The organism is Cryptocyanus atlanticus LEGE 06306, assembly GCF_056633155.1.
Map to the genome: position 1 here is coordinate 192633 of NZ_JBSJOZ010000004.1, position 25318 is coordinate 217950.

17 protein-coding genes are annotated in these 25318 nt (G+C 69.6%); 11 read left to right on the forward strand and 6 right to left on the reverse strand.

Annotated elements, in window-relative coordinates:
• Positions 1 to 43 precede the first annotated feature (43 nt).
• The 3 genes from ACWJI7_RS06620 to ACWJI7_RS06630 all read right to left on the reverse strand — a co-directional run bounded on the left by ACWJI7_RS06620 (position 44) and on the right by ACWJI7_RS06630 (position 7011).
• Positions 44 to 1594 carry an alpha/beta hydrolase family protein gene (locus tag ACWJI7_RS06620; protein WP_479936368.1) on the reverse strand — a complete coding sequence of 517 codons (1551 nt, stop codon included), beginning with the start codon at positions 1592 to 1594 and terminating at the stop codon, positions 44 to 46.
• 629 nt (positions 1595 to 2223) lie between these two features.
• Complete coding sequence (uvrA, locus tag ACWJI7_RS06625; protein ID WP_479936370.1) at positions 2224 to 5337, reverse strand: excinuclease ABC subunit UvrA; 3114 nt, start codon at positions 5335 to 5337, stop codon at positions 2224 to 2226.
• Positions 5338 to 5382: 45 nt separating this feature from the next.
• Entirely contained in the window at positions 5383 to 7011 is a 1629-nt protein-coding gene (locus ACWJI7_RS06630) for a DNA repair protein RecN (protein WP_479936372.1), read from the reverse strand.
• A gap of 92 nt (positions 7012 to 7103) precedes the next feature.
• Here ACWJI7_RS06630 and ACWJI7_RS06635 point away from each other — a divergent pair, with 92 nt between their 5' ends.
• The 7 genes from ACWJI7_RS06635 (at position 7104) to purF (ending at position 17220) form a co-directional block, all read left to right on the forward strand.
• Positions 7104 to 9038, forward strand: coding sequence for an ABC1 kinase family protein (locus ACWJI7_RS06635; protein ID WP_479936373.1), 1935 nt, complete (start codon positions 7104 to 7106; stop codon positions 9036 to 9038).
• A gap of 26 nt (positions 9039 to 9064) precedes the next feature.
• Positions 9065 to 9649, forward strand: a complete 585-nt coding sequence (locus ACWJI7_RS06640; protein ID WP_479936375.1) for an alpha/beta hydrolase — start codon at positions 9065 to 9067, stop codon at positions 9647 to 9649.
• Positions 9615 to 10793, forward strand: a complete 1179-nt coding sequence (thrC, locus tag ACWJI7_RS06645; protein ID WP_479936377.1) for a threonine synthase — start codon at positions 9615 to 9617, stop codon at positions 10791 to 10793. Before ACWJI7_RS06640 ends, thrC begins: the two co-directional genes overlap by 35 nt.
• Positions 10794 to 11240: 447 nt before the next feature.
• Entirely contained in the window at positions 11241 to 12386 is a 1146-nt protein-coding gene (dnaN, locus tag ACWJI7_RS06650; RefSeq protein WP_479936477.1) for a DNA polymerase III subunit beta, read from the forward strand.
• 4 nt (positions 12387 to 12390) lie between these two features.
• Positions 12391 to 13248, forward strand: coding sequence for an RNA methyltransferase (locus ACWJI7_RS06655; protein WP_479936378.1), 858 nt, complete (start codon positions 12391 to 12393; stop codon positions 13246 to 13248).
• Between the two features lie 47 nt (positions 13249 to 13295).
• The gene (gene purL, locus ACWJI7_RS06660; protein ID WP_479936379.1) at positions 13296 to 15644 is read left to right on the forward strand and encodes a phosphoribosylformylglycinamidine synthase subunit PurL; all 2349 of its coding nucleotides are present in this window, start codon (positions 13296 to 13298) and stop codon (positions 15642 to 15644) included.
• Positions 15645 to 15765: 121 nt separating this feature from the next.
• Positions 15766 to 17220: an amidophosphoribosyltransferase gene (purF, locus tag ACWJI7_RS06665; protein WP_479936479.1), complete on the forward strand. Its 1455-nt coding sequence runs from the start codon at positions 15766 to 15768 to the stop codon at positions 17218 to 17220.
• Here purF and ACWJI7_RS06670 read toward each other — a convergent pair.
• Genes ACWJI7_RS06670 through queG form a run of 3 tightly spaced genes read right to left on the reverse strand, consistent with a single transcriptional unit; the run spans position 17192 to position 21600 of the window.
• Positions 17192 to 19648, reverse strand: a complete 2457-nt coding sequence (locus ACWJI7_RS06670; protein ID WP_479936381.1) for a DNA gyrase/topoisomerase IV subunit A — start codon at positions 19646 to 19648, stop codon at positions 17192 to 17194. The genes purF and ACWJI7_RS06670 overlap by 29 nt on opposite strands.
• A gap of 57 nt (positions 19649 to 19705) precedes the next feature.
• A complete protein-coding gene (locus tag ACWJI7_RS06675; protein ID WP_479936382.1) occupies positions 19706 to 20608 on the reverse strand; it encodes a tetratricopeptide repeat protein in 903 nt (300 codons plus the stop codon).
• 32 nt (positions 20609 to 20640) lie between these two features.
• Entirely contained in the window at positions 20641 to 21600 is a 960-nt protein-coding gene (gene queG / locus ACWJI7_RS06680; RefSeq protein WP_479936384.1) for a tRNA epoxyqueuosine(34) reductase QueG, read from the reverse strand.
• Positions 21601 to 21643: 43 nt separating this feature from the next.
• On the opposite strand from queG, the gene ACWJI7_RS06685 reads away from it, so the two are divergent.
• The 4 genes from ACWJI7_RS06685 to ftsY all read left to right on the forward strand — a co-directional run bounded on the left by ACWJI7_RS06685 (position 21644) and on the right by ftsY (position 25288).
• A complete protein-coding gene (locus ACWJI7_RS06685) occupies positions 21644 to 22282 on the forward strand; it encodes an HpsJ family protein (RefSeq protein ID WP_479936386.1) in 639 nt (212 codons plus the stop codon).
• A 61-nt stretch (positions 22283 to 22343) separates the two neighbouring features.
• Complete coding sequence (locus tag ACWJI7_RS06690) at positions 22344 to 23096, forward strand: DUF502 domain-containing protein (RefSeq protein ID WP_479936481.1); 753 nt, start codon at positions 22344 to 22346, stop codon at positions 23094 to 23096.
• A gap of 7 nt (positions 23097 to 23103) precedes the next feature.
• On the forward strand, positions 23104 to 23718 hold the full coding sequence (gene nusB, locus ACWJI7_RS06695) for a transcription antitermination factor NusB (RefSeq protein ID WP_479936388.1): 615 nt from the start codon (positions 23104 to 23106) through the stop codon (positions 23716 to 23718).
• A gap of 7 nt (positions 23719 to 23725) precedes the next feature.
• Positions 23726 to 25288 carry a signal recognition particle-docking protein FtsY gene (ftsY, locus tag ACWJI7_RS06700; protein WP_479936390.1) on the forward strand — a complete coding sequence of 521 codons (1563 nt, stop codon included), beginning with the start codon at positions 23726 to 23728 and terminating at the stop codon, positions 25286 to 25288.
• Positions 25289 to 25318: the final 30 nt, after the last annotated feature.

Here is a 25318-nt window from a genome sequence, read left to right on the forward strand (position 1 = left end):
GCACCGCCCGGCCGTCTCCGGGGCGGGCGGGCCGAGGTGGCCCCTAGCGCGTCCGGTCCGCCAGTCGGGTCACATCCACCAGGGGCAGCTCCAGATCCCCCCAGCCGTTCGCCGGCAACAGATCCGGAGCCCCGGGCCCCGGGGCGGCGCTGGCGCCGGCGGCAAATCCGCCGTTCACCCAGGCCAGCAACAGGCCCCGCAGGGGTCCGCCGCCCTCGGCGAAGCTGGAGACCAGGTTGAAGTGATCCCCGCCCTTGGCCAGCACCAGCCGGTGGCCCTCCGGCTCCTCGGAGGCCTGCCGGACCATCGGTTCGATCGCCTCCGGATCCGGCGGCACCACCCAGTCCCGGCTGCCGCTCACCACCAGCATCCGCGCATTCATGGAGCGGGCGGCCCCCACATCGAACAGCAGCGACATCGGCGGGCTGACCGCAATGCCCACCTTCACCCGGGGATCGGCCAGGGCGGCCTCATCGGCGGAGGTGAGAAAACTGCACTGCAGCACCCAGCTGAGGTTGCGGGAGGGATCCATCACCTCGTCACACTTCTCGCTCAGGCGGGTGGCACTGGGCCGGGCTCCGGCGAGCTGCAGCACCGTGGTGCCGCCCCACGACTGACCCAGCACCGCGACGAAGTCGGTGCGGATCCCGGCACCCAGGCCGAGGCGGCCGGCGGCCGCGGCATCGATCACGGCTGACACATCGAGGGGCCTCAGGCGCAGCTCCGCCGGCCCCGGCGGGGGAGCCTGGCCCGAAAGCATGGCCTGCTGCTGGGCCTGGTCGCTGCCGGGATGACGGGGCAGCAGCACGGTGTAGCCATGGCTGGCCAGGTGCTTCCCCCAGCCCTCGAAGCTTTCGGGCGAATCCCAGAGACCGTGGGAGATCACCACCAACCGGCCCGAGGCCCCCTGGCTGGGGCTGATCACCACCACCTTCAGCGGTTGGGACCGGTAGGAAACGGCCAGCTCGAGCTGACGGCGCTGCACCGCCAGGGGGCCCGCCTCACTGAGGGCAGGATCCACGGAGGCCGGGGTCCCCGCGGCGATCAGCACATCGGCTGGCTGCTGCTGTCGGGCCAGCCGCTGCACCACGAACAGGGCCCGGCCCAGATCGATGGTGGCGGTCCGGCCAGGCAGGGCCTTCAGCACGCTCAGCATGGTCAGGGGACCCTCGGCGGCGGCCCGGTCCAGAACATCGGACAGGTCATTTCCGGTGAAGGGCTGCGGCAGACCATCCACCCCACCCAGGGCCGACAGGAGCAGAAGCGCCTGGTTGAGCAGGGGGGAGGTGGCGGACTCCTGAACCACGGCCGGCACCTGGAGCGGCAGCGGCGCGTTGAACAGGGCCACGAGCTTGCGGCCGATGGCGCCGTTGGTGGCCTGATCAAGCTCGGCCAGGTCACTGTTGCCAGCCAGCAGGCTGGCGGCATCGGAGAGCTCGGTCAGTTCGACGGTGAAATCGGTCTCCAGCAGGGGCAACCGCATCTGCACCCGATCCAGCGCCTGGGTCGGTGGGGGCGACAGGGTCACGGCACCCACCAGCCCGGCGATGGTCAGCAGGGCGCTTGGGGTCAGCTGGAATCGGCGCAGGGCCACGACGGGTGAGCATTGGATCTCCATGATCTCCCTCGCGAGGCCGGTCCAGAGTTCGAGCCGATCGGTTCGGCCGCGGCCGCGGTGTCTGTCCGGCCGGGGCGGAGGGCCGGGGCGCGATAGCGGCCTGAGAGTCCACTCGGCAGCACTATCCAGACAGCTCAATCAGCTCCATGGATTATCGATGGATGCAGTGTCTTTCGTTCCTCCCGCTGTCTCCATCGCGTACCCGTTTTGGATATCCATGCCAGAACGTGGAATTGCGGCCTCTTCCCTGGGGAGTTCTGGGCAGCACTAGCCCTGCTTCTGGATCATGAGCTCAATCACTTTCCAGCCTCACCGACGCCACTGCAGCGATCGAAGCGATCCAAAATCACCACGTCTTCCGGCAGGAGACGGGCTAACTCTGAGTGGGAAGACTCAGCTATTCGTGGATTCCATTGTCCTGCATTCTTGTCAATAGCGAGATCACAAGAGTGCCGGTACTGGGATTTTCCGGCTTCATCCTGATGAGCTTCTTCGCACGGGAGCGCTACGGATCGATCAATGGGCTGTTGGGTGCATCAACACGCCGGCTTCGATCAGGATTCCGATCATGGTTGCCACCTCGATGGAGGGGGAGTCCAGCGTGGTCAGGGTCCCCCTGCTGACGCCACCGTCGCCTCCGGCGGGTGCTGGCGCAGCACCTGCCGGAGATAGCGGCCGGTGTGGCTGCTGGGGTGCTCAGCCACCTGCTCCGGTGTGCCGACGGCCACAATCTCTCCCCCCTTGTTCCCGCCTTCGGGGCCGAGGTCAATCAGCCAGTCGGCGCAGCGGATCACATCGAGGTTGTGCTCGATCACCACGATTGAATTGCCCTTGTCCACCAGCCGCTGCATCACGTCCATCAGCTTGTGGACGTCGTAGAAGCTCAGGCCGGTGGTGGGCTCGTCGATCAGGTAGAGCGTCTTGCCGGTGGCCCGTTTCGAGAGTTCGGTGGCCAGCTTCACCCGCTGGGCCTCACCGCCGGAGAGGGTGGGGGCCGGCTGGCCCAGCTTGATGTAGCCCAACCCCACATCCACCAGGGTGCGCAGACGATCCGCCGCCTGGGGAATGGCGCTGAACACGTCGGCGGCCTGCTCCACCGTCATCTGCAGCACCTCAGCGATGGTATGGCCCTTGTAGGTCACCTGCAGGGTTTCGCGGTTGTAGCGGGCCCCCTTGCAGACATCGCACTGCACGTACACGTCGGGCAGGAAATTCATCTCAATCACATTCACGCCCTGGCCGCTGCAGGCCTCGCAACGCCCCCCCTTCACATTGAAACTGAACTGCCCCACCTGGTAGCCCCGGGCCTTGGCCTCCACCGTGGCGGCGAACACCTGCCGGATCGGGTCGAAGGCGCCGGTGTAGGTGGCGGGGTTGGAGCGGGGCGTGCGGCCGATCGGGCTCTGGTCGATCACGATCACCTTGTCGATCGACTGGATCCCACGCAGCTCCTCCAGGCCGCTCGGGAAGGGCACCTTGAGCCCGAGCTTGTGCTCCAGGGCCGGATGGAGGAGCTCATTCACCAGGGTGCTCTTGCCGCTGCCGCTCACCCCGGTGATGCAGACCAGCCGGCCGAGCGGGATGTCGAGATCGAGGCCCTGGAGGTTGTTGCGGCGGCACTGCAGCAGGCTGAGCCGGCGGCTGCCGGCGTTGCGGCGCTCCGGGGGGGTGGGGATGGAGCGACGACCGCTGAGATAGGCGCCGGTGAGCGAGTCTTCGGCCTCCAGCAGGTTCTGGAGAGACCCCTCCGCCACGATGTGGCCCCCATGCACACCGGCCCCAGGACCGATGTCGACCAGGTGGTCGGCAGCGCGGATCGTGTCCTCGTCATGCTCCACCACGATCAGGGTGTTGCCCAGATCCCGCAGCTTGAACAGGGTGGTCAGCAGCCGGTCGTTGTCACGCTGGTGCAGGCCGATGCTCGGTTCATCGAGCACGTAGAGCACACCGGTGAGGCCGGCGCCGATCTGGGTGGCCAGGCGGATGCGCTGGGCTTCGCCGCCGGAGAGCGTCATCGCCGGCCGGTCGAGGCTGAGGTACTCGAGCCCCACATCGAGCAGGAACTTCAGCCGCATCCGGATCTCCCGCAGCACCAGGTCGCCGATCTGGATCTGGCGGGCGTTGAGCTGGGGGGCTGACGCCGCGGCCGCCCCCACCCCCATCAGGGCCTCGATGCGCTCCAGGGAGTCGGCCACGCTCACGGCAGTGAGCTCATGGATGGCATAGGGCCCCACCTTCACCGCCAGGGCCTCCGGGCGAAGCCGCAGACCCTGGCAGGTGCCGCAGGGCACCAGTTCCAGAAACCGCTCCAGCTTTTGCCGGATCGACTCGCCGCTGGCATCCCGGAGCTGGCGTTCCAGGATCGGCAGGATGCCCTCGAACGGCCGCAGGTAGGCCTGACCCTTGCGGTACCGGCTGTCGGCCTGGATCGGGATCGGCTCCTCACTGCCATGGAGCAGCACCCGGCGCTGGTCGTCGCTGAGCTGGTTCCAGGGGGTCTTGATCTCGAAGCCGAACGCTTCGCCCACGCTGAACAGCAGCGAGAAGTAGTAACTGTTGTCCTTCTCACTCCAGGGGGCGATCGCGGCATAGACCGGCAGGGAGGGATCGGGCACCACCCGCTCCACCGTGAACGTGCGCAGGTGTCCGATGCCGTGGCAGTCGGGACAGGCGCCATAGGGGCTGTTGAAGGAGAACAGCCGCGGGGACAGTTCCTCCATCACCGCGCCATGGACCGGGCAGGCGAAGTTCTCGGAATAGAGCCGTTCCCGCTCCACCCCGTCCGGGGGTTCCTCCCCGGCCTTGGGGACCACCTCCACCAGGGCGAGCCCATCCCCGCGCTTGAGGCAGGTGCGCAGGGAATCGGTCAGCCGCTCGGCGATGCCGTCGCGGGCCACCAACCGGTCCACCACCACTTCGATGTGGTGGGCCTGGTTCTTGTCGAGCTCAATGTTGTCGGAGAGATCGCGCACCTCGCCGTTGATCCGCACCCGGGCGAACCCCTCGGCCACCAGGCCGGAGAGCAGTTTGGTGTGGGTGCCTTTCTTGCCCCGCACCACCGGGGCCAGGAGCTGGTAGCGGGTGCCCTCGGGCAGGCCCAGGATCCGATCCACCATCTCGTCGATGGTCTCGGGCCGAATTGATCGGTCGCACTGGGGGCAGTGGGGCTCGCCGGCGCGACCGAACAACAGGCGCAGGTAGTCCTGGATCTCGGTGACCGTGCCGACGGTGGAGCGGGGGTTGTGGCTGGTGGACTTCTGATCGATCGAGATCGCCGGGGAGAGACCCTCGATCGCGTCCACATCCGGCTTGTCCACCTGGCCGAGAAACTGGCGGGCGTAGGCCGAGAGGCTCTCCACGTAACGGCGCTGGCCCTCGGCGAAGATCGTGTCGAAGGCCAGGGAGCTCTTGCCACTGCCGCTCACGCCGGTGAACACCACCAGCCGGTTGCGCGGGATGGTGAGGTCCACGTTGCGCAGGTTGTGCTGGCGCGCGCCCCGCACCCGGATCACGTCCTCGAGGCTGCCGCCGTTGAGGCGGCCCAGGGCGGCCGCCGGATCGGCCGGCGCCAGAGCCGTGCTGCGAAGCGTCGTCAACCCCCGGCTCCGGCGGTCCGTCGGGCCACCGGCGGCCGTGAGCTCTTCAGCCGGGAGCCCATCTGCCCTGGGATCTGTCGCAGCGGGGTCCTTCGAGCCGGCTCCGGCGCTCGCGCGGGACATGCAGCGTCCTTGACAACGGTCGAGTCTACGGGCCGCGCCGTGCCCTCACGCGGCTCCCCGCTCCAGCAGCGCGGCCGCATAGCTGCGGGTCTCGCCGGAATCCCCGCCGGCCAGTTCCGCCAGCTCCCGCTCCCGCTCCTGGGTGTCCCGCAGCTGGGACACCAGCGTCAGGGTTCTGCCCTCCTCCACCCGCTTGCTGACACGGAAATGGTGCTGGGCGGCCGCGGCCACCAGGGGCTGGTGGGTGACGCAGAAGACCTGGCGGTGCTCGGCGAGTCGCCGCAGCAGGGCCGCGATGGCGCCGCTCACCCGGCCGCTGACGCCGCCGTCGATCTCGTCGAACAGGAGGGTGACCTGGGGATCAGCTGCGGCCAGGCAGGTCTTGAGGGCCAGCAGGAAGCGGCTCATCTCCCCGCCTGAGGCCACCTCCTGCAGGGGGGCCAGGGGCTGGCCCGGGTTGGCGGAGAACAGGAAGGCGATGGCGTCGGCTCCCTCCTCACCGGCGGGCGCGGGGGAGACCATCACGGCGAACCGCACGGCCGCCAGCCCCAGCGGACGCAGCGCCTCCATCAGCTGCTCCTGCAGGACCTCCGCGGCCTGGCGCCGCCGCTCCGTGAGCTCGGCACAGGCGAGATCCCGGGCCTGGCGACTGGCCAGCTCCCGCCGCTCCAGCACCTGCAGGGATGCCTCGCCGCCCCGGGGGGCGAGCTGATCGCGCAGGTCATCGCGCAGGCTGATCAATCCCGCCAGATCCCGCCCATGCCGGCGTTCCAGCGCCTTGAGCCCGGCCAGGCGCTCCTGGAGGTCCGCCAGGCTGGTCGGATCGCTCTCGAGGCCGTCGCCGTAGCGGTCCAGCTGCCGGGCCAGATCCTGGAGCCGCTCGAGCAGGTCGGCGCAGCTCTCCTGCAGGGGCCGCAGGCTGGGATCCAGACCACCGAGCTGGTCGAGGTCCCGGGAGCAGAGGGCCAGATGGTCGAGGGCTGACGGAGCCGCCTCGGCCCCCTCCACCAGACGGCCCAGCAGGGCCGTCACCCCCTCCTGCAGCCGGACGCCATGGGCCAGACGATCCTGCTCGATCTGCAGGCCCTGGAGCTCGCCGGGGTCCTCGAGCCGGGCCGCCTCCAGATCGTCGAGCTGGTCCTGGCGGCGGCGGCGGTCCTGCTCGAGTCGCTGCCGATCGGCCCGGGCCGCCACCGGCTCGGCTCCGAAGCGATCCAGCCACCGCCTCTGCTGGCCGGGCCGGGCCAGCTGCTGGGTCTGGCCCTGCACGGTGAGGTCAAGCAGCAACGGACGCAGGCTCAGGAGCTGGGCGCGGTTCACCGCCTCTCCGTTGAGGCGGCTGCGGCTGTGGCTCCGGCCCTCCCCCGTCCGCCATTCCCGGCTCAGCAGCAGGTCGCCCGCCTCCTCATCGGCTTCGAAGCTCTCCTGCTCCAGCCAGGCGCGCACCGGCGGGGAGAGCGCGAAGGTTGCCTCGATCCGGGCCCGATCTGTGCCGGGGCGTAGCAGGCGGGCCCCCTGCCCACCCTGGGCACCGCCCAGCAGCGCGTCGAGGGCATCGAGCAGGAGGGATTTCCCGGCACCGGTCTCCCCGGTGAGCACCGTGAAGCCCGGCGAAAAGACGAGGTCGAGGCCATCGATCAGCGCAATGTTCTCCAGGTGCAGACCCGTGAGCACGCCGGCCTCCGGTGGGGAGTGAAGTCACCGGCTCGACCGTAGCGAGGGTTGGTTTCGTTTAGAAGGGATCCAGTGAGTGGGTTCTGCCCCTGATGGTCCGCTCCGATCCGGTGAGCCCCCAGCAGGCGGCTGGTGACCTGAGCGACTTCACCGAAGCCGCCGGTCTGCTGCGGTACGACCCGGAGGCGATCAGCCGTATCTACGCCGGCCATCCCCTGCGATTGTTCCGACGGCTCTGGCAAACCCTGGTGCCGATCGGCCTGTACCTGATCGGCGTCAGCATCGACCGGTTCCTGGGTCTGCTCAGCAGCGAGGCCCGGGCCCGGGCCCGGGCCCGGGAATGCGCCGACCTGCTGGCGGCCCTGGGTCCGGCCTTCATCAAGGCCGGCCAGGCCCTCTCCACCCGCCCCGACATCATTCCGCCGCTGCTGCTCGAGGAGCTGGCCCAGCTGCAGGACCAGCTGCCCGGCTTTGACAGCGCCCTGGCCATGGCCTGCATCGAGGAGGACCTCGGCGCCCCGGTGGACACGATCTACGCCCAGCTGGAGCGGGAGCCGATCTCGGCCGCTTCCCTGGGCCAGGTGCACCGCGGCGTGCTGCCCGACGGCCAGGCGGTGGCGGTCAAGGTGCAACGTCCCGGGCTGCGCGAGCAGATCACCCTGGATCTGTACATCGTGCGCAATCTGGCCGCCTGGATCAACCGCAACGTGCGCCTGGTCCGCAGTGATCTGGTGGCCCTGATCGACGAACTGGGCAAGCGGGTGTTCGAGGAGATGGACTATCTCAACGAAGCCGCCAATGCCGAGACCTTCGCCCGCCTCCATGCGGGCAACGCCCGCATCGCCGTACCCCGCATCTTCCATGGGGCCACCAGCCGTCGCGTGCTGACGATGGAGTGGATCGAGGGGGTGAAACTGACCAACCTGGAGGCGGTGAAATCCCTCGGCATCAACCCCGACGACATGGTTCAGGTGGGGGTGAACTGCAGCCTGCAGCAGCTGCTCGAGCATGGCTTCTTCCACGCCGACCCCCATCCCGGCAACCTGCTCGCCCTGGCGGACGGGCGTCTGGCCTATCTGGATTTCGGCATGATGAGCGAGGTGAGCCGGGAGGCCCGGACCGGGCTGATCCAGGCGGTCGTCCATCTGGTCAATCGCAATTTCACAGACCTCTCCCGCGATTTCGTGAACCTGGGTTTTCTGGGCGAAGAGGTGAACCTGGAGCCGATCGTGCCGGCCTTCGAATCGGTCTTCGGCCAGGCCCTGGAGATGGGGGTCAGCCGGATGGATTTCAAGGCCGTCACCGACGATCTCTCCGGTGTGATGTACCGGTTTCCCTTTCAGGTGCCGCCCTATTACGCCCTGATCATCCGCTCCCTGGTCACCCTTGAGGGGATCGCCCTGAGCGTGGATCCCGATTTCAAGATCCTCGGCGCCGCCTACCCCTATTTCGCCCGCCGGCTGATGGAGGACCCCGATCCCTCCTTGCGCAGCAGCCTGAGGGACATGCTCTTCGACGGGGATGACTTCCGCTGGCAGCGGCTCGAAAATCTGATCAGCAGCGCCTCCCTGCAGGAAGAGCTGGATGTGGAGGGTCTGCTGGACCAGGTGCTCAATTTTCTCTTCTCCCCCCGCGGCGGGATGCTGCGCCAGCAACTGGTGGACGCCCTGGTGGACCGGGTGGACGCCATGGGCTGGCAGGCCTTCCAGCGGCTGGGCCGACGGCTGCCCCGACGGCTCCAGCCTCCAGGGCTGCGCGGAGCGGCGTTCGAGCTGGCGGGGGATCCGTTGCTCTCGCTCGAGCCGGTGCAGCAGCTGCTCACCATCCTGCGCGAACTCCCCGGCTTCGAGCCCCAGCTGCTGCTGAGCCGGCTGCCGCGGCTGCTGGCCGAGCCGGATCTGCGTCGGATGGGGGTTCAGCTCGCCCAGGGGCTGGCCGAACGGGGGGTGGTGCGCCTGCTGCGGGACGTGCTGGTGGCACCGGAAACGCGCTCGGCCGCCGGATTGGTCAGCGCCAGCGGCTTCTAGAGTCGGGATCCTGCCAGGAGTGAGCGTTGCCCAACAAGCCGAAACTCTGGGGAGCCCTGCTGGGTCTCTCCCTGAGCGTCGCGACGCCGGGGCTGCAGGCGGCGGAGCAGGTGGTGTTCGTGAGCGGCGCGTTCCGGCGCTCGATTCCGGTGGCGGATCTGGAACATCTGGCCCAGACAGGCCAGGCCCGGGGCCTGCTGGGGGACGTGCTGCGCTTCAGCGGCCAGCAGCCCGGCGAGGTGGCCCAGCTGCTCAACCAACCCCTCACCCTGCCGCTGGTGCTCACCAGCCGCCTGCTCTCCACCCGGATCGGTGAGGCGTTGCTGGCCAGGCTGGCCGGGATCTTCGCCCCCCTGCGCGCCCCCAGCTCCGGCGTGGTGGCCCTGCGCGGTGCCCTGATCACCGGCCTCGCCAACGGCAAGGGCACGATCACCCCCACCGGTTTCCTCAGGGCCTATCCGGCCGAGGAGATGGCGGTGAGCATCCCGGCCTTGCTGGCGGTGATCGGTCGGGCGAATTCGATCTCCGATCTGATCAGGTTCTTCTCCGAATCCCCGCTCGACGGCCTGCGCGGCGATGCTCCCGAACCGGGGCCGGCGAAGGCTCCCTGAGCCGCCGCGTAGATTCGGCCCAGCCTGCTCCCCTGCCGTCGTGCCCCTGCTCTCAGCCCTGCGGCGTCTGGGCAACCAGCCAACGATGCAGGACTGGCCGGGACTGATCGAGGCCTACCGCCGCTGGCTGCCGGTCAGCGACGCCACCCCGGTGATCAGCCTGCGGGAGGGGGCGACCCCGCTGATTCCGGCGTCGTGCCTGGCCGAGCGGATCGGCCGCGGCGTGAAGGTGTTTCTCAAGTTCGACGGCCTCAACCCCACCGGCAGCTTCAAGGACCGGGGCATGACGATGGCCGTGAGCAAGGCGCTCGAAGCCGGGGCCGAGGCGGTGATCTGCGCCAGCACCGGCAACACCAGCGCCTCAGCCGCCGCCTATGCCCGTCGGGGCGGAATGCGGGCCTTCGTGCTGATTCCCGATGGCTACGTGGCCCAGGGGAAACTGGCCCAGGCCCTGGTGTACGGCGCCGAGGTGCTGGCGGTGCAGGGCAACTTCGATCGGGCCCTGGCGATTGTGAGGGAGATGGCCGAGCGCTATCCCGTCACCCTGGTCAATTCGCTCAACCCCTACCGGCTGCAGGGCCAGAAGACGGCGGCCTTCGAGCTGGTGGACGCCCTGGGAGAGGCCCCCGACTGGCTCTGCATTCCGATGGGGAACGCCGGCAACATCAGCGCCTACTGGATGGGCTTCCAGGAGTACCGCCAGGCCGGCCACAGCCGTCGTCTGCCACGCATGCTGGGCTTTCAGTCGAGTGGTTCGGCCCCACTGGTACTCGGTCACACGGTGGAGCAACCCGACACGATCGCCACGGCGATCCGGATCGGCAATCCGGCCAACCGGGAGAAAGCACTCAAGGTGCGCCAGGAGAGCGGCGGGGCGTTCCACGCCGTGACCGACACGGAGATCCTCGAGGCCTACAAGCTGCTGGGACGGGAGGAAGGGATCTTCTGCGAGCCGGCCAGCGCCGCCTCCGTGGCCGGTCTGCTCCAGCAGAAGGAGCAGGTGCCGTCCGGGGCGACGGTGGTCTGCGTCCTCACCGGCAATGGGCTGAAGGATCCGAGCACGGCCATCGACAACAGTGATGGCGCCTTTCACGCCGGGCTCGCTCCCGATGTGGACGTGGTGGCCCGGGTGATGGGCTTCTGAGGCTTCGGCCGGGACCAGCGAGCTGAAGCGCGAGCGGCGGGGTCCACTTGTTCGATTGACGGCGTGCTGGAAAACCCTCGCCAGACCGGGGAGAAACGAGGGCGCACACCCCGCCGCCGCGGCCCTCACTTTTCCCCAGGGCCTGGAAACGGTGGAAAACGGCGCATTCCGGCTTGATTCCGTTCCGTTCTCCGCGTCCTGACACGACAACAAACCAGTGAGGAAGATCGATCCGGGAGTTTTCCACTGTTTCCCCACCCCCTACGGCTACGGGTTTCTTTACTCTTCGGATTTAATCCATCAATCCAGTCGGAGGAGGGGGGAATCCCGCCGAGAGTCCGTCGCCATCGGGTCCGTGTTCGGGTCTCGCGCCGTTGCGCTTCCGCCGGCGCTGTGGAAGCGTGGTGGGGCCTCTGGCCGGGGGTCGCTCCCGGAACCGTGATCACGATGAAGCTGGTCTGCTCCCAGGCGGAACTGAGCGCCAGTCTCCAGCTGGTCAGCCGCGCGGTGGCAGCGCGTCCCACCCACCCCGTCCTCGCCAACGTGCTGCTCACGGCCGATGCCGGCACCGGGCGGATCAGCCTCACCGGCTTCGATCTCAGCCTTGGCATCCAGACCAGCCTGCCGGCGGCGGTGGAAACCAGTGGCACGATCACCCTGCCCTCGCGGCTCTTCGGCGAGATCGTCTCCCGTCTCTCCAGTGACAGCCCGATCACGCTCAGCTGTCCGGAGGGCCAGGAGCAGGTCGAGCTCACCAGCCTCTCCGGCAGCTACCAGATGCGAGGCCTGTCCTCCGAGGACTTCCCCGACCTTCCGCTGGTGCAGAGCGGCGTGCCGATCCGCCTCCAGGCCGACGCCCTGGTGAAGGGCCTGCGGGCCACGCTGTTCGCCAGCAGTGGCGATGAAGCCAAGCAACTGCTCACGGGGGTCCACCTCGCCCTGGAGCATCAGGGTCTGGAATGCGCCGCCACCGATGGCCACCGGCTCTCGGTGCTCCGGCTCGAAAACGCCGCCCCGGCCGCGTCCTCCGAGGATGGGGAGCCCCTGGCCGTGACCGTTCCGGCCCGCTCGCTGCGGGAGCTCGAACGGCTGCTCTCGGCCCGTCAGTCAGAGGAACCGGTGAGCCTCTTCTGTGAGCGGGGCCAGGTCGTTTTCCTCTGGGCTGATCAGGTCCTCACCAGCCGCAGCCTGGATGGCACCTACCCGAACTACCGCCAGCTGATCCCCACCACCTTCAGCCGCGCGCTCGAACTCGATCGCCGCGGCTTCATCAACGCCCTCGAGCGGGTGGCGGTGCTGGCTGATCAGCACAACAATCTCGTCAAGCTCAGCAGCGATCCGGCCAGCGGCCGGCTCCACATCAGCGCCGACGTTCAGGATGTGGGCAGCGGGTCGGAGGATCTGCCCGCCATCGTCAGCGGCGAGCCCTTCGAGATCGCCTTCAACGTGCGCTATGTGCTCGATGGCCTCAAGGCGATCGCGGCCGAGCGGATCACCCTGCGCTGCAACGCCCCCACCACTCCGGCCGTGCTGACCCCGCTCGAGGATTCCAGCTTCACCTACCTGGTCATGCCCGTTCAGATCCGCAGCTGATGCCGTGAGCCTGACGGAGCCGTTCCTGCTCAGCGACCTGCTCAGGCGGCGCGTGCGCTGTGACCAGGGACTGGAGCACGGTCCTGGCCTGCAGGCCTGGATGCACCCTCCGGTCCACCGCCTGCTCGGCTGGGCCAGCAAGCCCTCGGCGTTCGGTTCCCGGCGGCTGGTCTGGCGGCTCGATCAGCTCCGCGCCCTTACGGAACTGGAGGTCCTGGTGCGGGGGGAGCCGGCCGAAACCGACCAGGCCACCCTCGACTGTCTGCCCACCCTGATGGACGCGGCCCTGCTGGGCCGGGGCGGCCAGGTGCTGGGCAGCGTGGCGGATGCCGCCGTTGAGGCCCGCACCGGCCGGATCCTCCATTACCTTGTCTCCCGCAGTGATCCCCGCCTGCCCGGCAGCAGTCGCTGGCGGCTGACCCCGGAGCGGATCGAGGATCAGCAGCCCGGCCAGGTGCTGACCGGACTTCGGGGGCTCGATGATCTGCCCCTGACCCGCGCCAGTGTCCGCCAGGAACTGCTGCGGCGTTCGCGCCGCTGGCGGGAGCAGGTGGGTCAGGAGACCTCCCGGCTGCGGGACCAGTTCCAGCAGGCGGGGGATCGCGTCGAGGAGCGCCTCGAGGGCTGGCTCGAGGACCCCCCCTGGACAGATGCTGCCCAGCCCCCCGGGGACCCGCCGGAGCGGGAGCGGCCCCACTGGGATGGCCCGGACCACTGGCAGGACCCCGACCCCGACGACTGGGAGGGCTTCGATGACCCCCCTGAGCGGAATCCCTCGCCGGCCGGGAGCTCGCGGCGCCGTCCCGGCGCTCCCCCGGACCCCTTCGACCCCGCTGCCGAGGAGGAGGATCCCTGGATCTGAGCTCGTCGGCCGGCTCCGTCAGACTGGGGGGCCGTTGCCTGCCCCCCGTGGTCGCCACCCCCTCCGTCACGGTCGCCGACGCCCTGCGTCAGGAGGGACTCAGCCCGGCCGATTACGCGGAGATCGTGCGGCGCCTCGGGCGGGACCCCAACCGGGCCGAGCTGGGCATGTTCGGCGTGATGTGGTCGGAGCACTGCTGCTACCGCAACTCCAGGCCCCTCCTCCAGGGCTTTCCCACCACCGGGCCCCGCATCCTGGTGGGTCCGGGGGAGAACGCCGGAGTGGTGGATCTCGGGGAGGGGCAGCGCCTGGCTTTCAAGATCGAGAGCCACAACCATCCCTCGGCCCTCGAACCGTTCCAGGGGGCGGCCACGGGGGTCGGCGGCATCCTGCGGGACATCTTCACCATGGGGGCCCGCCCGATCGCCCTGCTCAATGCCCTCCGGTTCGGGCCCCTCGAGGATCCCCGCAATGTCGGTCTCCTGGAGGGTGTGGTGGCCGGCATCGCCCATTACGGCAACTGTGTCGGTGTGCCCACCGTGGGGGGTGAGGTGGCCTTCGATCCCAGCTACGCCGGCAATCCCCTGGTCAATGCCATGGCCCTGGGCCTCATGGAAACCGAGGAGATCGTCTGCTCGGGGGCGGCGGGGATCGGCAATCCGGTGATCTATGTGGGCAGCACCACAGGCCGGGACGGCATGGGTGGGGCCAGCTTCGCCAGCGCCGAACTCAGCGACACTTCCCTCGATGACCGCCCTGCGGTGCAGGTGGGGGATCCCTTCCTGGAGAAGGGGCTGATCGAGGCCTGTCTGGAGGCCTTCCGGAGCGGGGACGTGGTGGCCGCTCAGGACATGGGCGCCGCCGGTCTCACCTGCAGTTGCTCCGAGATGGCGGCCAAGGGGGGTGTGGGTGTGGAACTCGATCTGGATCGGGTGCCGGCCCGCGAGAGTGGCATGAGCGCCTATGAGTACCTGCTCTCGGAATCCCAGGAGCGGATGCTGTTCGTGGTGCGGGCCGGACGGGAGGACGCGCTGATGGCCCGCTTCCGCCGCTGGGGCCTGCAGGCGGCGGTGGTGGGCCGGGTGCTCGAGGAGAACGTGGTGCGGGTGCTGCAGCACGGCGCCGTGGCGGCCGAACTGCCGGCCAGAGCCCTCGCCGAGGAGACGCCGATCAACCACCACACCCTGCTGGGTGAACCTCCCGCCGAGATTCTGAAGCACTGGGGGTGGCACGAGGATCGGCTTCCGCCGGCCACGGCCGAAGGGATCACCCCAGTGGGCGGTCAGCCACGCAGCTGGGCCGAGGTCCTGCTCCACCTGCTCGACGATCCCACCATCGCCAGCAAGCGCTGGGTCTACCGCCAGTACGACCAGCAGGTGCAGGGCAACACCGTGGTGCCCCCCGGGGGGGCCGATGCCGCCGTGGTGCGGCTGCGTCCCCAGCAGGGCTCAGGCAGTCTCGAGCCGAGCCGCCGCGCCGTGGCCGCCACGGTGGATTGCCCGAACCGCTGGGTGGCCCTCGATCCACAGCGGGGTGCCCTGGCGGCGGTGGCCGAGGCGGCCCGCAACCTCAGCTGCACCGGTGCCGAACCCCTGGCCGTCACCGACAACCTCAATTTCCCCTCCCCGGAGACCCCCAGGGGCTACTGGCAGCTGGCCGAGGCCTGTCGCGGCCTCTCCGAAGCCTGCGCTGCCCTGGCCACGCCCGTCACCGGCGGCAACGTCTCCCTCTATAACGAAACCCGCCGCCCAGACGGCAGCCTTCAGCCGATCCATCCCACGCCGGTGGTGGGGATGGTGGGTCTGGTCCACGATCTGGCTCACGTCACCGGCCTGGGCTGGCGGAGCCCCGGCGACGTCATCTGGCTGCTCGGCCTGCCCCTCGACACCGACCCTGAGGACGATCGCTGTGGCCTGGCGGCCGGCAGCTATCTGGAGCGGGTCCACGGCCTGAGCACCGGCCGCCCGCCCCGCCCCGATCTGGCGCTGGAGCGGGAGGTGCAGACCCTTCTGCGCGGGGCGATCGCCGCCGGACTGGTGGCTTCTGCCCACGATCTCAGCGATGGCGGCCTGGCGGTGGCGCTGGCCGAAAGCTGCATCGCCTCCGGCCTCGGTGCCCGGCTCACCCTGCCCTCCGCCGGCGGTCGCCCCGACCGGATCCTGTTCGCCGAGGGCGGGGCTCGCCTGCTGCTCAGTGTGGCGCCGGAGCAGGCCGAGGCCTGGGGCGAGCGGCTGGCAGCCTGTCCCGCCGTGCCCGCCGCCGCGATCGGCCGGGTGGATCCGGGGCCGGAGCTCCGGCTTGATCGCGATGGCGTGAGCCTGCTGGAGCTGCCGCTGGAACGGCTGGCCGATGTCTATGAAGCCGCCCTGCCCCGCCGCATGGGCGTAACGACCTGAGGCACAATGTGAAGGTAAAAGAACGGTGAATGGGCCTGTGGCAACTGTGCACGTCAAGCCCCACACCACCGGCCCCAGCGATCCCCTTCCTGCCCCCTCCCGGATCGAGCGTCCTGACCGGATGCAGGAGGCCTGCGGGGTCTTCGCCGTCTACGCCCCCGATCAGCCGGTGGCGAATCTCACCTACTTCGGGCTCTACGCCCTGCAGCACCGGGGCCAGGAATCGGCCGGCATCGCCGTGTTCAACGGATCCCGGATCCGTCTCCACAAGGACATGGGCCTGGTCAGCCAGGTGTTCGACCAGGCGGTGCTGGAGCGCATGCCCGGCGACCTGGCCATCGGCCACAACCGCTACTCGACCACCGGCAGCAGCCGGGTCTGCAATGCGCAACCGGTGGTGCTGATGACCCGCCTGGGCCCGTTCGCCCTGGCCCACAACGGCAACATCGTCAATGTCGACGAGCTGCGCGAGACCGTGCGCTCCAGCGAGATCCAGTTCACTTCCACCACCGATTCCGAGCTGATCGCCTTCGCGCTGCAGCATGCCGTCGATGGTGGGCTGGGCTGGGAAGCGGCGATCCGGCAGGCCGCCGGCCGCTGCCGGGGCGCCTTCAGCCTGGCGATCGGCACTCCCGAGGCCCTGTTCGCCCTGCGCGATGGCCATGGGGTGCGTCCGCTGGTCTTCGGCCACCTGGGGGAAAAGCACCAGGGCCAGTGGGTGGTGAGCAGCGAGACCTGCGGTCTCGACATCATCGGCGCCGCCTACGACGGCGATGTCGCCCCGGGCGAACTGATCCGCTTCGACGCCGGTGATCCGGTGCCGACCCGTCAGCGCTGGATCGAGGAGCCGGCCCGACTGTGCGTCTTCGAGATGATCTACTTCGCCCGGCCCGACAGTCGCTTCTTCGGCGAATCTCTCTATAGCTACCGCCATCACATCGGCGAGTTGCTGGCCGGGGAGGCCTCGGTCGAGGCCGACATCGTGATCGGGGTGCCCGATTCCGGCATCCCCGCCGCCATCGGCTACTCGAAGGTGAGTGGCATCCCCTTCGCCGACGGGCTGATCAAGAACCGCTATGTGGGCCGCACCTTCATCCAGCCCACCCAGGCGATGCGGGAGGCGGGCATCCGGGTCAAGCTCAATCCCCTTCCCGATGTCCTGGCCGGCAAACGGGTGGTGGTGATCGACGATTCGATCGTGAGGGGAACCACGAGCCGCAAGCTCGTGCAGGCCCTGCGAGAGGCCGGTGCCACCGAGGTGCACATGCGGATCAGTTCCCCTCCCGTCACCCATCCATGCTTCTACGGCATCGACACCGACAACCAGGATCAGCTGATCGCGGCCCGTCTCACGCTCTCCGAAATCAGCCAGCACCTCGGCGTCGATTCCCTCGCCTACCTGAGCCAGGAGGCCATGCTGGATGCCGCCCACGACCATTCCTCCCACTTCTGCACCGCCTGCTTCGACGGGAACTATCCGATCGAGATGGACGAGTCGGTGCGCTCCAGCAAGCTGATGCTGGAGCCCACGGGCCTGGCCGCCACGTTCAGGACAGAAGTGGCACCAACTCCCTGACCCGATCCCCGGCGGCCAGGCCCAGGTCGCCGCCGCTGCCGCCGCCGTCCTGACGCTCCAGTTCGTCCACCGCCAGCCGCAGACTGCGGCCACTCACCAGGCAGACTGCCACCAAGGCCTGCTCCGCCGCCCTCAGATCCACCAGGGTGTCATCGCGCTCGTTGAAGCGGAGACCGATCTGACCCAGATCACCCCGATCGCAGGGCCGCAGGCTGTCCACCGCCAACCGCTTCACCTGGCCTCGGGCCGTGGCCAGCAGCACATCCCCGTCGACGGCCACGCAGGCGGCACCCACCACGCTCTCGCCGGGCAGCAGCCGCAGCAGCACTGGTCCCTGGGCGGTCTTGCCCATCAGCGGCAGGCTGGCATCGTTCAACGGCAGGCGCAGCAGCCGCCCGGTGCTGGATGCCACCACCAGATCACCCCCGGACGGCCCTCCCACCACCCGCCGGAGCTGGACGCCGTCCTTGAGTTTCAGCACGGTGGCGGCCCGGCCGGAGAGCTCCAGAAAGGTGTCGATCGGCAGCCGTTTGAAGCGGCCGTCGCTGCTGAGCAGACCCAGGCTGCCCGAGGGCGCTGCCGGCAGGGGCAGCAGCTGGACCACCGGATCCCCCGCCAGGCTCTCGGGCAGGAACGACTCCAGGGGGCCAGGTTGCTGACCGGAGAACTCCCAGCGCAGCAGCGCCACCTTCCCGGCGGCCGTGAAGGCCAGCACGGCCGGCTTGCCACTCACCGGCAGGATCAGCCGGGCCGGGCTCGGATGGTCCCCCAGCGGGGCGGGTTCCTCGAGATGCAGGCGGCCCAGCTGCTGCGGAGCCACGATCCTGACCAGGCCATCGCTCTGGATCAGCAGCCGTCCATCCGGGGCAAGGGCGTCAAGGGCCTGCTGCCGCTGCAGCTCCGTGTTGGGCCGCACGGCGGCGGCCCGCTGGGCCACCAGTTCGTCGCCACCGGCCACCAGGCGGGTGCGTCGAGGGGTGGCGAACCGCTTGCGGAGAGCCTTGAGCTCCGCCGTCATGGCCAGCAGCAGGGCCGGCCGATCCAGCAGGAGGTGGCGAAGCCGCTCCGACTCGGCGGCGAGCTCGCACGCCTCCTTGCGCAATCCGTCCTGCTCGAGGCTGGTCAGGCGGCGCAGCGGCATCGCCAGCACGGCGTCGGCCTGGCGTTCGTTCAGGTCGAAGTGAACCTGCAGGCTGGCGCGGGCGGCGGCGGCATCACTCGCCGCCTGGATCCGCTCGATCACCTCCGGCAGGGCGTCGAGGGCGCGGATCAGGCCCTCCACCACCTCCAGACGATCCTCACAGCGCTTCAGGGCATGCCGGGTTCGGCGGATCAGGGTCAGTTCCCGGTAATCCAGGAAGGCGTTGAGCAGCTGCCGCAGGCTGAGCTGCTGGGGCTGTCCGTCGACGAGGGCCAGCAGGATCGCGCCGAAGTTGCTCTGTAGCGAGGTGCGGCGCTGCAGTTCACTGAGCACCTTCTCGGCCTCCGCATCGCGGCGCAGTTCGATCACCACCCGCATGCCGTCGCGGTCGCTCTCGTCGCGGATGTCGGCAATGCCGCCGATCTTGCCGTCATTCACTTGCTCGGCGAGCTTCTCGATCCAGCCCGCCTTGCTGAGCTGGTAGGGCAGCTCGGTCACCACCACGGCGGCGCGACGATGGCGACCTTTTCCGGGCTGGATTTCCTCGGTGTGGGCCACCCCCCGCATCGGAATGCTGCCGCGGCCGGATCGGTAGGTGTCGCGCAGGCCGCTGCCGGTGAGCACCTCGCCTCCGGTCGGGAAGTCGGGGCCCGGCACCAGCTTCAGCAGGCTCTCCTCGTCCAGATCGGGCCGGCGGATCAGGGCGATCAGGGCGTCCACCACTTCGCCCAGGTTGTGGGGGGGAATGCTGGTGGCCATGCCGACGGCAATGCCGGAGCAGCCGTTGAGCAGCAGGAAGGGCAGCTGGGCCGGCAGCACCGTGGGCTCCTGCTGGGAGCCATCGAAGTTCGAGGCGAAATCGACCGTGTCGTCGCCGATCTCATCGAGCAGGGCCTGGTGGGCGATCGGGGCCAGCCGGGTTTCGGTGTACCGCATGGCGGCCGGCGGGTCATCGTCCACCGAGCCGAAGTTGCCGTGGCCATCGAGCAGGGGATGGCGGCTGGCGAAGGTCTGGACCAGGCGCACCAGCGCGTCGTAGACGGCCTGATCGCCGTGGGGGTGGTATTTGCCGAGCACGTCCCCCACCACCCGGGCGCACTTGCGGTAGGGCCGGTCCGGGGTCAGACCCAGCTCGTGCATGGCGAACAGGATGCGGCGCTGCACCGGCTTGAGGCCATCGCGCACATCCGGCAGGGCCCGACCCACGATCACGCTCATCGCGTACTCGAGGTAGGAGCGCTGCATCTCCTGATGCAGGGCGATCGGTTGAACGCGCTCCTCGGCCATCCGGGTCTGGGGTCTGAGGGCGGAAGGGGCTCAGCCTACAGATCTCGCCCGGAGGCCCTAGCCGGCGGGTTCCTCGTCGGAGTCGCTGCTGCCACTGGCGTTGGCGTTGGCCCGGTCCACCGCCGCCTTGAGAGCCGGTGCGGCCAGCAGCTCACGGGTCTGCCGGCGCAGCTTCGGACCCCAGAGCTGTTCGGTCTGATAGCTCTCCAGCACGTAGTTGGGTTCGATCGCCAGAGCCCGCCCAGCCAGATCAAGGGCTTCCTGCTCCCCCTCGGGGTTGGCGCTGAGGCCAGCCGCCAGGGCCAGCATGGGTTCAGCGGCCTGGGGATTGATCGCCAGACAGCGGCGCCAGCGCTGGATGGCGTCCCGGTTCTGGCCCAGTTCGAACAGCACCAGTCCCTGGTTGTTGATCGCTTCCCAGAAGTCCTTGCGCAGACCGGCGGCCCGCTCGAACGAGCCCAGCGCGGCCCTGGGCTCGTTGAGCAACAGGTGGGCGTTGCCCAGATCGAAATGGGCGCCGGCATTCTTGCCGTCGAGGCGCAGACCTTCCTGCAGGAGGCCTACCGCCTGGGCGGGCTGACCGTCCCGCAGGGCCAGGGATCCTTCGGCGAACCAGATGCCCGGGTTGGCTGGATCCAGCTGCTTGGCCCGGGCCAGGGCCTCACTAGCCTGCTTCGACTGGTTGCTGCGCAGCTGCGCTTCGGCCAGGAGCACCCAGCCGCGGGGGTCGTCGGGCAGCAGCCGTACCGTCAGGCCCGCCAGCCGGGCCGCATCGTCGGCCTGACCCAGGCTCAGCAGGCGGCTGGCCGCCTGGGCGATGCCCAGACCGGCGGCTTCGAGCTCCTGGGTGCGGGGCACGTAGACGTAGGGCACCAGGGCCAGGGCCGCGGGGGAGGAGCCGATCACCAGCGTCAGAGCCAGGGGGGCCGCCGCCAGATGCGTGTACCAGCGCGGTGCCATATCCAGCCAGCCCGTTCAGTGCTCGGACCAGCCTAGGCGTCGGGTTCCGTCCCCCCCGAGCGCCTGACGCCGGCCGCGGCCCGCAGATTACGGCGCCACATCCAGGGTTTGATCCGCCCCAGGGCCGAGCCCCGCAGCCGAGCCCGCCAGTCGGGATCGCTCCAGGTGAGGGCCTCCTCCGCCCGCAAATCCAGCAGCCACTCCCGCGGTTGGAGGTCGGGATCCACGGAGCTGGGCAGCGGTTGCTGGTTCCAGGGGCAGACGTCCTGGCAGATGTCACAGCCCGCCACCCACGGCCCCATGGCTGCCCCGATCTCGGCCGGCAGCTCCGGCTCCCGGCTCTCGATTGTGTGGAAGGCCAGGCAGCGGCGGGCATCCACCACGAACGGCTCCGTGATCGCCCCGGTGGGGCAGGCGTCGAGGCAGCGGCTGCAGCGGCCGCAGAATGGCTCGGCCGGGGCGTCCGCCGGCAGGTCCAGGTCCATCAGCAGGTGGCCGATCAGGAACCAGGAGCCCCGCTGTGGGTGGATCAGGTTGCCGTTCTTGCCGATCCAGCCGATGCCGGCCTGCTCGGCCCAGGCCTTGTCCAGCAGCGGGGCGCTGTCGACGCAGGCGCGCCAGCGCAGCCCCGGCCGCTGGCCCTCCAGCCAGCGGCCCAGGCGCCGCAGGCGGCCCTCGATCACCCGGTGGTAGTCGCGTCCCCAGCCGTAGCGGGCCACCGCCAGGCTGCCCGCGGTCCGATCGGTGGCCACGTGGTAGTTCAGACCCACCGCCAGCAGACTGCGGACTCCTGGCAGCAGGGCGGTCACGTCGCGACGACGGGGATCGGCCATCCAGGCCATCGAGCCCTGGTGGCCGGCGGCCAGCCAGCGCTCCAGGGCGGCGGTGCGCAGGGGCAGGTGCCCATCTCCCGGAACGGCGGCGATGCCCACCGGATCGAAGCCCAGGTCCCGGGCCTGCCGCCGCAGCGCGAGGGCCAGTTCAGTCTCCACCCGTACAGTTGCGCGAGATTGTCATCCTGCTGTGACCCCTGCCTTGAACGGACGCCTTGGCTACCTGCTGCGCTGGCTTGGCCTCAGCCTGGTGGTGCTGCTGGTCCTGCAGCTCGCGGCGGTGCTCTCAGCCTGGAGCTGGGAGGAGGAGGCGTTCCGCCAGATCGTGGTGGAGCGGCTGGTCAGCCAGTCGCCCATGGCGCTCGTGGGTCTGATTCTGATTCTGTTCGGCTCCCGCCTCGACGAGCCCCAGGCGGGCCGCACGCCGCTGCGTTGGCTGGTCGGGGTGATCGCCGCCGTGCTGGCCATCGCGCTGGCGGTGGCGGTTCCCGTCTCGATCAGCGGCGACGGGGTGCTCTCGGCCGAGTCGGAGCAGTCCCTGCAGGCCCGGCGTTCCCAGCTGGAGATGGCCCGGCAGCAGAGCCAGAATCCCGAGGTGCTCGAGCAACTGGTGCGCCAGGCCGAACAGTCGGGCCAGGTACCCCCCCAGGCCACTCCGGAGCAGAAGCAGCAGGCTGCCCGCGGCTTCATCGATCGGCAGCTCCAGCAGATGGAGCAGCAGGTGGAGGAAGCGGAGCGCACCAACACCCTGGCGGTCAGTCAGCGCCGTTATGTGGGCACCGGCTCGGCGATCGTCATGGCCGTGGCCTTCACCCTGCTGGCCCTGGCGGCCCTCCTCTGACGGTCGGTCGCCTGGCTAGGTTGCGGAAGGTGTTGGTGTGGCCGGTCGTCCGGGGCCCTCTTTGGTGCAGTCCAGTCCCAGACCTGATCAACCGCTCGGGGCCCGCCTGCAGCAGGATCTCAAGAACGATCTGATCGCCGGCCTGCTGGTGGTCATCCCCCTGGCCACCACCATCTGGCTGGCCACCACGGTGAGCCGCTTCGTGCTGGCGTTCCTGACCTCCATCCCGAAGCAGTTCAATCCGTTCAACACCCTCAACCCGCTGCTTCAGGAGCTGATCAATCTGGGGGTGGGTCTGCTGGTGCCACTGCTGGGCATCCTGCTGATCGGTCTGATGGCCCGCAACATCGTCGGCCGCTGGCTGCTCGATTTCGGCGAGGGCACCCTGCAGCGAATCCCCCTCGCCGGCTCCGTCTACAAGACCCTCAAGCAACTGCTTGAAACCGTTCTGCGGGACAATTCAACCCGCTTCCGCCGGGTGGTGCTGGTGGAGTACCCCCGAGAGGGCTCCTATGCCCTCGGCTTCGTCACCGGTGTGCTGGCAGCCAGCATGCAGGGCGCCTTCGATCAGCCGATGCTGAGCGTGTTCATTCCCACCGCTCCCAACCCCACCACCGGCTGGTATGCGGTGGTGCCGGAGGCCTCGGTCCGTGACCTGGATCTGTCGGTCGAGGATGCCTTCCGCACGATCATCTCGGCTGGAATCGTCAGCCCCGATGACGAGCGGGGTACGCCGGCCAGTCGCAGTTTCTCCAGTCTGCTGGCCCAGTTGCGCGCTCCGGTGTTCAGCTCGGCACCCCCCAACAAGGCCTGACGTTCCGATGCAGAGTCGATCCGTTTCCCGCGAGCTGGCCCTGCTCATGCTCGGCCAGGTCAGCGACCGGCTGCCCCCGGCCGATCTCTCCCTCGATGGCCTCCTGCAGCAGGTGCTCTCCAGCCTCGCCCAGCATGTGCGGGAAGCCCTCGACAACTCCGAGCTGGATCTCCAGCAGGCCCAGCAGCAACTGCTCGACAGCGAGCTGCTTGATGGTCAGGCCCGCCTGCCCCAGGTGCGGGACCACCTCCAGCGAGGTCTGGCCTACGCCGAACAGGCCATCAACCGGCTCTCCGCCAGCCTGGAACTGCCCCGCCTGCTGATGCTCGCCGACCAGGAGGAGATCCGTCGCGGCGCCATCGAGCGGGCCCGGGCGGTGCTCCAGCAGCGGGACGACCTCGACCGTCGCCTCGATGCGGTGATGGAGGGCTGGCGGCTGGGTCGCCTGCCCCGCATCGATCGGGACATCCTCCGGCTCGCGGCGGTGGACCTGGGCAGCTTCGGCACCCCGGCCCCGGTGGCCTGCAACGAGGCTGTGGAACTGGCCAATCGCTACAGCGATGAGCAGGGCCGTCGCATGATCAATGGAGTCCTGCGCCGGTTCACCACCGCCGTCTCCTGAGCCAGCCATGGTCTTCGACTGGTTCCGTCGCCGCCTCGACGCCCCGTCCGCCGAGGGTGATCCCCCTGAAACGGCCCCGCCCCTCGAGGGTCCCCCCGAGGTTCCCCCTGGGGAAGGCCCGGAGGTTGCCTCCGAACCCCGTCCCGAGCCGGTGGCAGCGCCCTCCCCCCCCGTGGCCCCGGCCCCTCCCGCCCCCGCCGGGTCCTCCCCGCCGGCCGAGAGCGGTGGAGTCGATCAGGACGCGCTGGAGTGGGCACGGCAGGCCTATGCCCGCCTGAAGGCTCAGCAGGAAGCCGAGCGGTCCCTGGGGGAGGAGATTCCGGCGCCACCCGTCGTCGCCCCGCCGCCCGCCGCCCCCACCCCTCCCGCGCCCCCCCCCGCTTCCGCCAGCCCTGCCCCGCCTCCCGCCGGGGCCTCCCTGCTCGAGGCGGCGGCCGCCCAGCGGGCGGAGCGGCAGCGCGAGCTGCTGGCCCTGGCCGTTGCCGAGGAGAGCGCCATCCCCCCCTCCGCCCCGGCCCCGGTCGAGGCGTCCCCGGCCGAGGAGACGGCACCGCGTCTGGGCTCCTTCGATGCGGAATTCACCTGGTCGGCGGAGGTGCTCGCGGCCCAGGGACGGCGGGTGGATCAGGTGTCGCTGGAGGAGATCGACTGGCTCAGCCGGCTCCGGCGCGGGCTCGAGAAGACCCGCCGGGGGTTCGTCACGCAACTGCTCGAGTCCCTCGGGGATGATCCCCTCACCCCCGAGGTGGTCGACCGGCTCGAGACCACCCTGCTCCGGGCCGATGTGGGGGTGCAGGCCACCGATCAGGTGCTGGAAGCCCTGCGCCGCCGCCTCAACGAGGAGGTGGTGGAGCCCGCCGAAGGGCTGCGTTTCCTCAAGGAGCAGCTGCGTGATCTCCTGGAGGTCCCCCTGCGGGCCAGTGGCCAGAAGCTGCTGGCACCCCGGCGGGAGACCCTCAATGTCTGGCTGTTGGTAGGGGTGAACGGGGTGGGGAAGACCACCACCCTGGGCAAGCTGGCCAACCTGGCCGTGCGCAGCGGCTACAGCTGCCTGATCGCCGCCGCCGACACCTTCCGCGCCGCCGCCGTCCAGCAGGTCACCGTCTGGGGGGAGCGGAGCGGCGTGCCGGTGATCGCCAATCCGAGCGCCAACGCCGATCCCGCCGCCGTTGTCTTCGATGCCATCGGTGCGGCCCGCTCCAAGGGGACCGAGCTGGTTCTGGTCGACACCGCCGGCCGACTCCAGACCAAGCACAACCTGATGGAGGAGCTGGGCAAGGTGCGCCGCATCATCGACAGGCTCGCCCCTGAGGCCGTGGTGGAGTCCCTGTTGGTGCTCGATGCCAGCCAGGGACAGAACGGCCTGCGGCAGGCCCTGGCCTTCGCCCGGGCCGCGGGGCTCACCGGTGTGGTGCTCACCAAGCTGGATGGCAGCGCCCGCGGCGGGGTGGCCCTGGCGGTGGCCTCCGAGGCCGGGCTGCCGATCCGTTTCATCGGCGCCGGTGAGGGCATCCGCGATCTGCGGCCGTTCAACAGCTTCGAATTCGTCGAGGCCCTGCTCTCGAGCTGAGACGGAGTTCCGGCGGACTCCCGTCCCTGG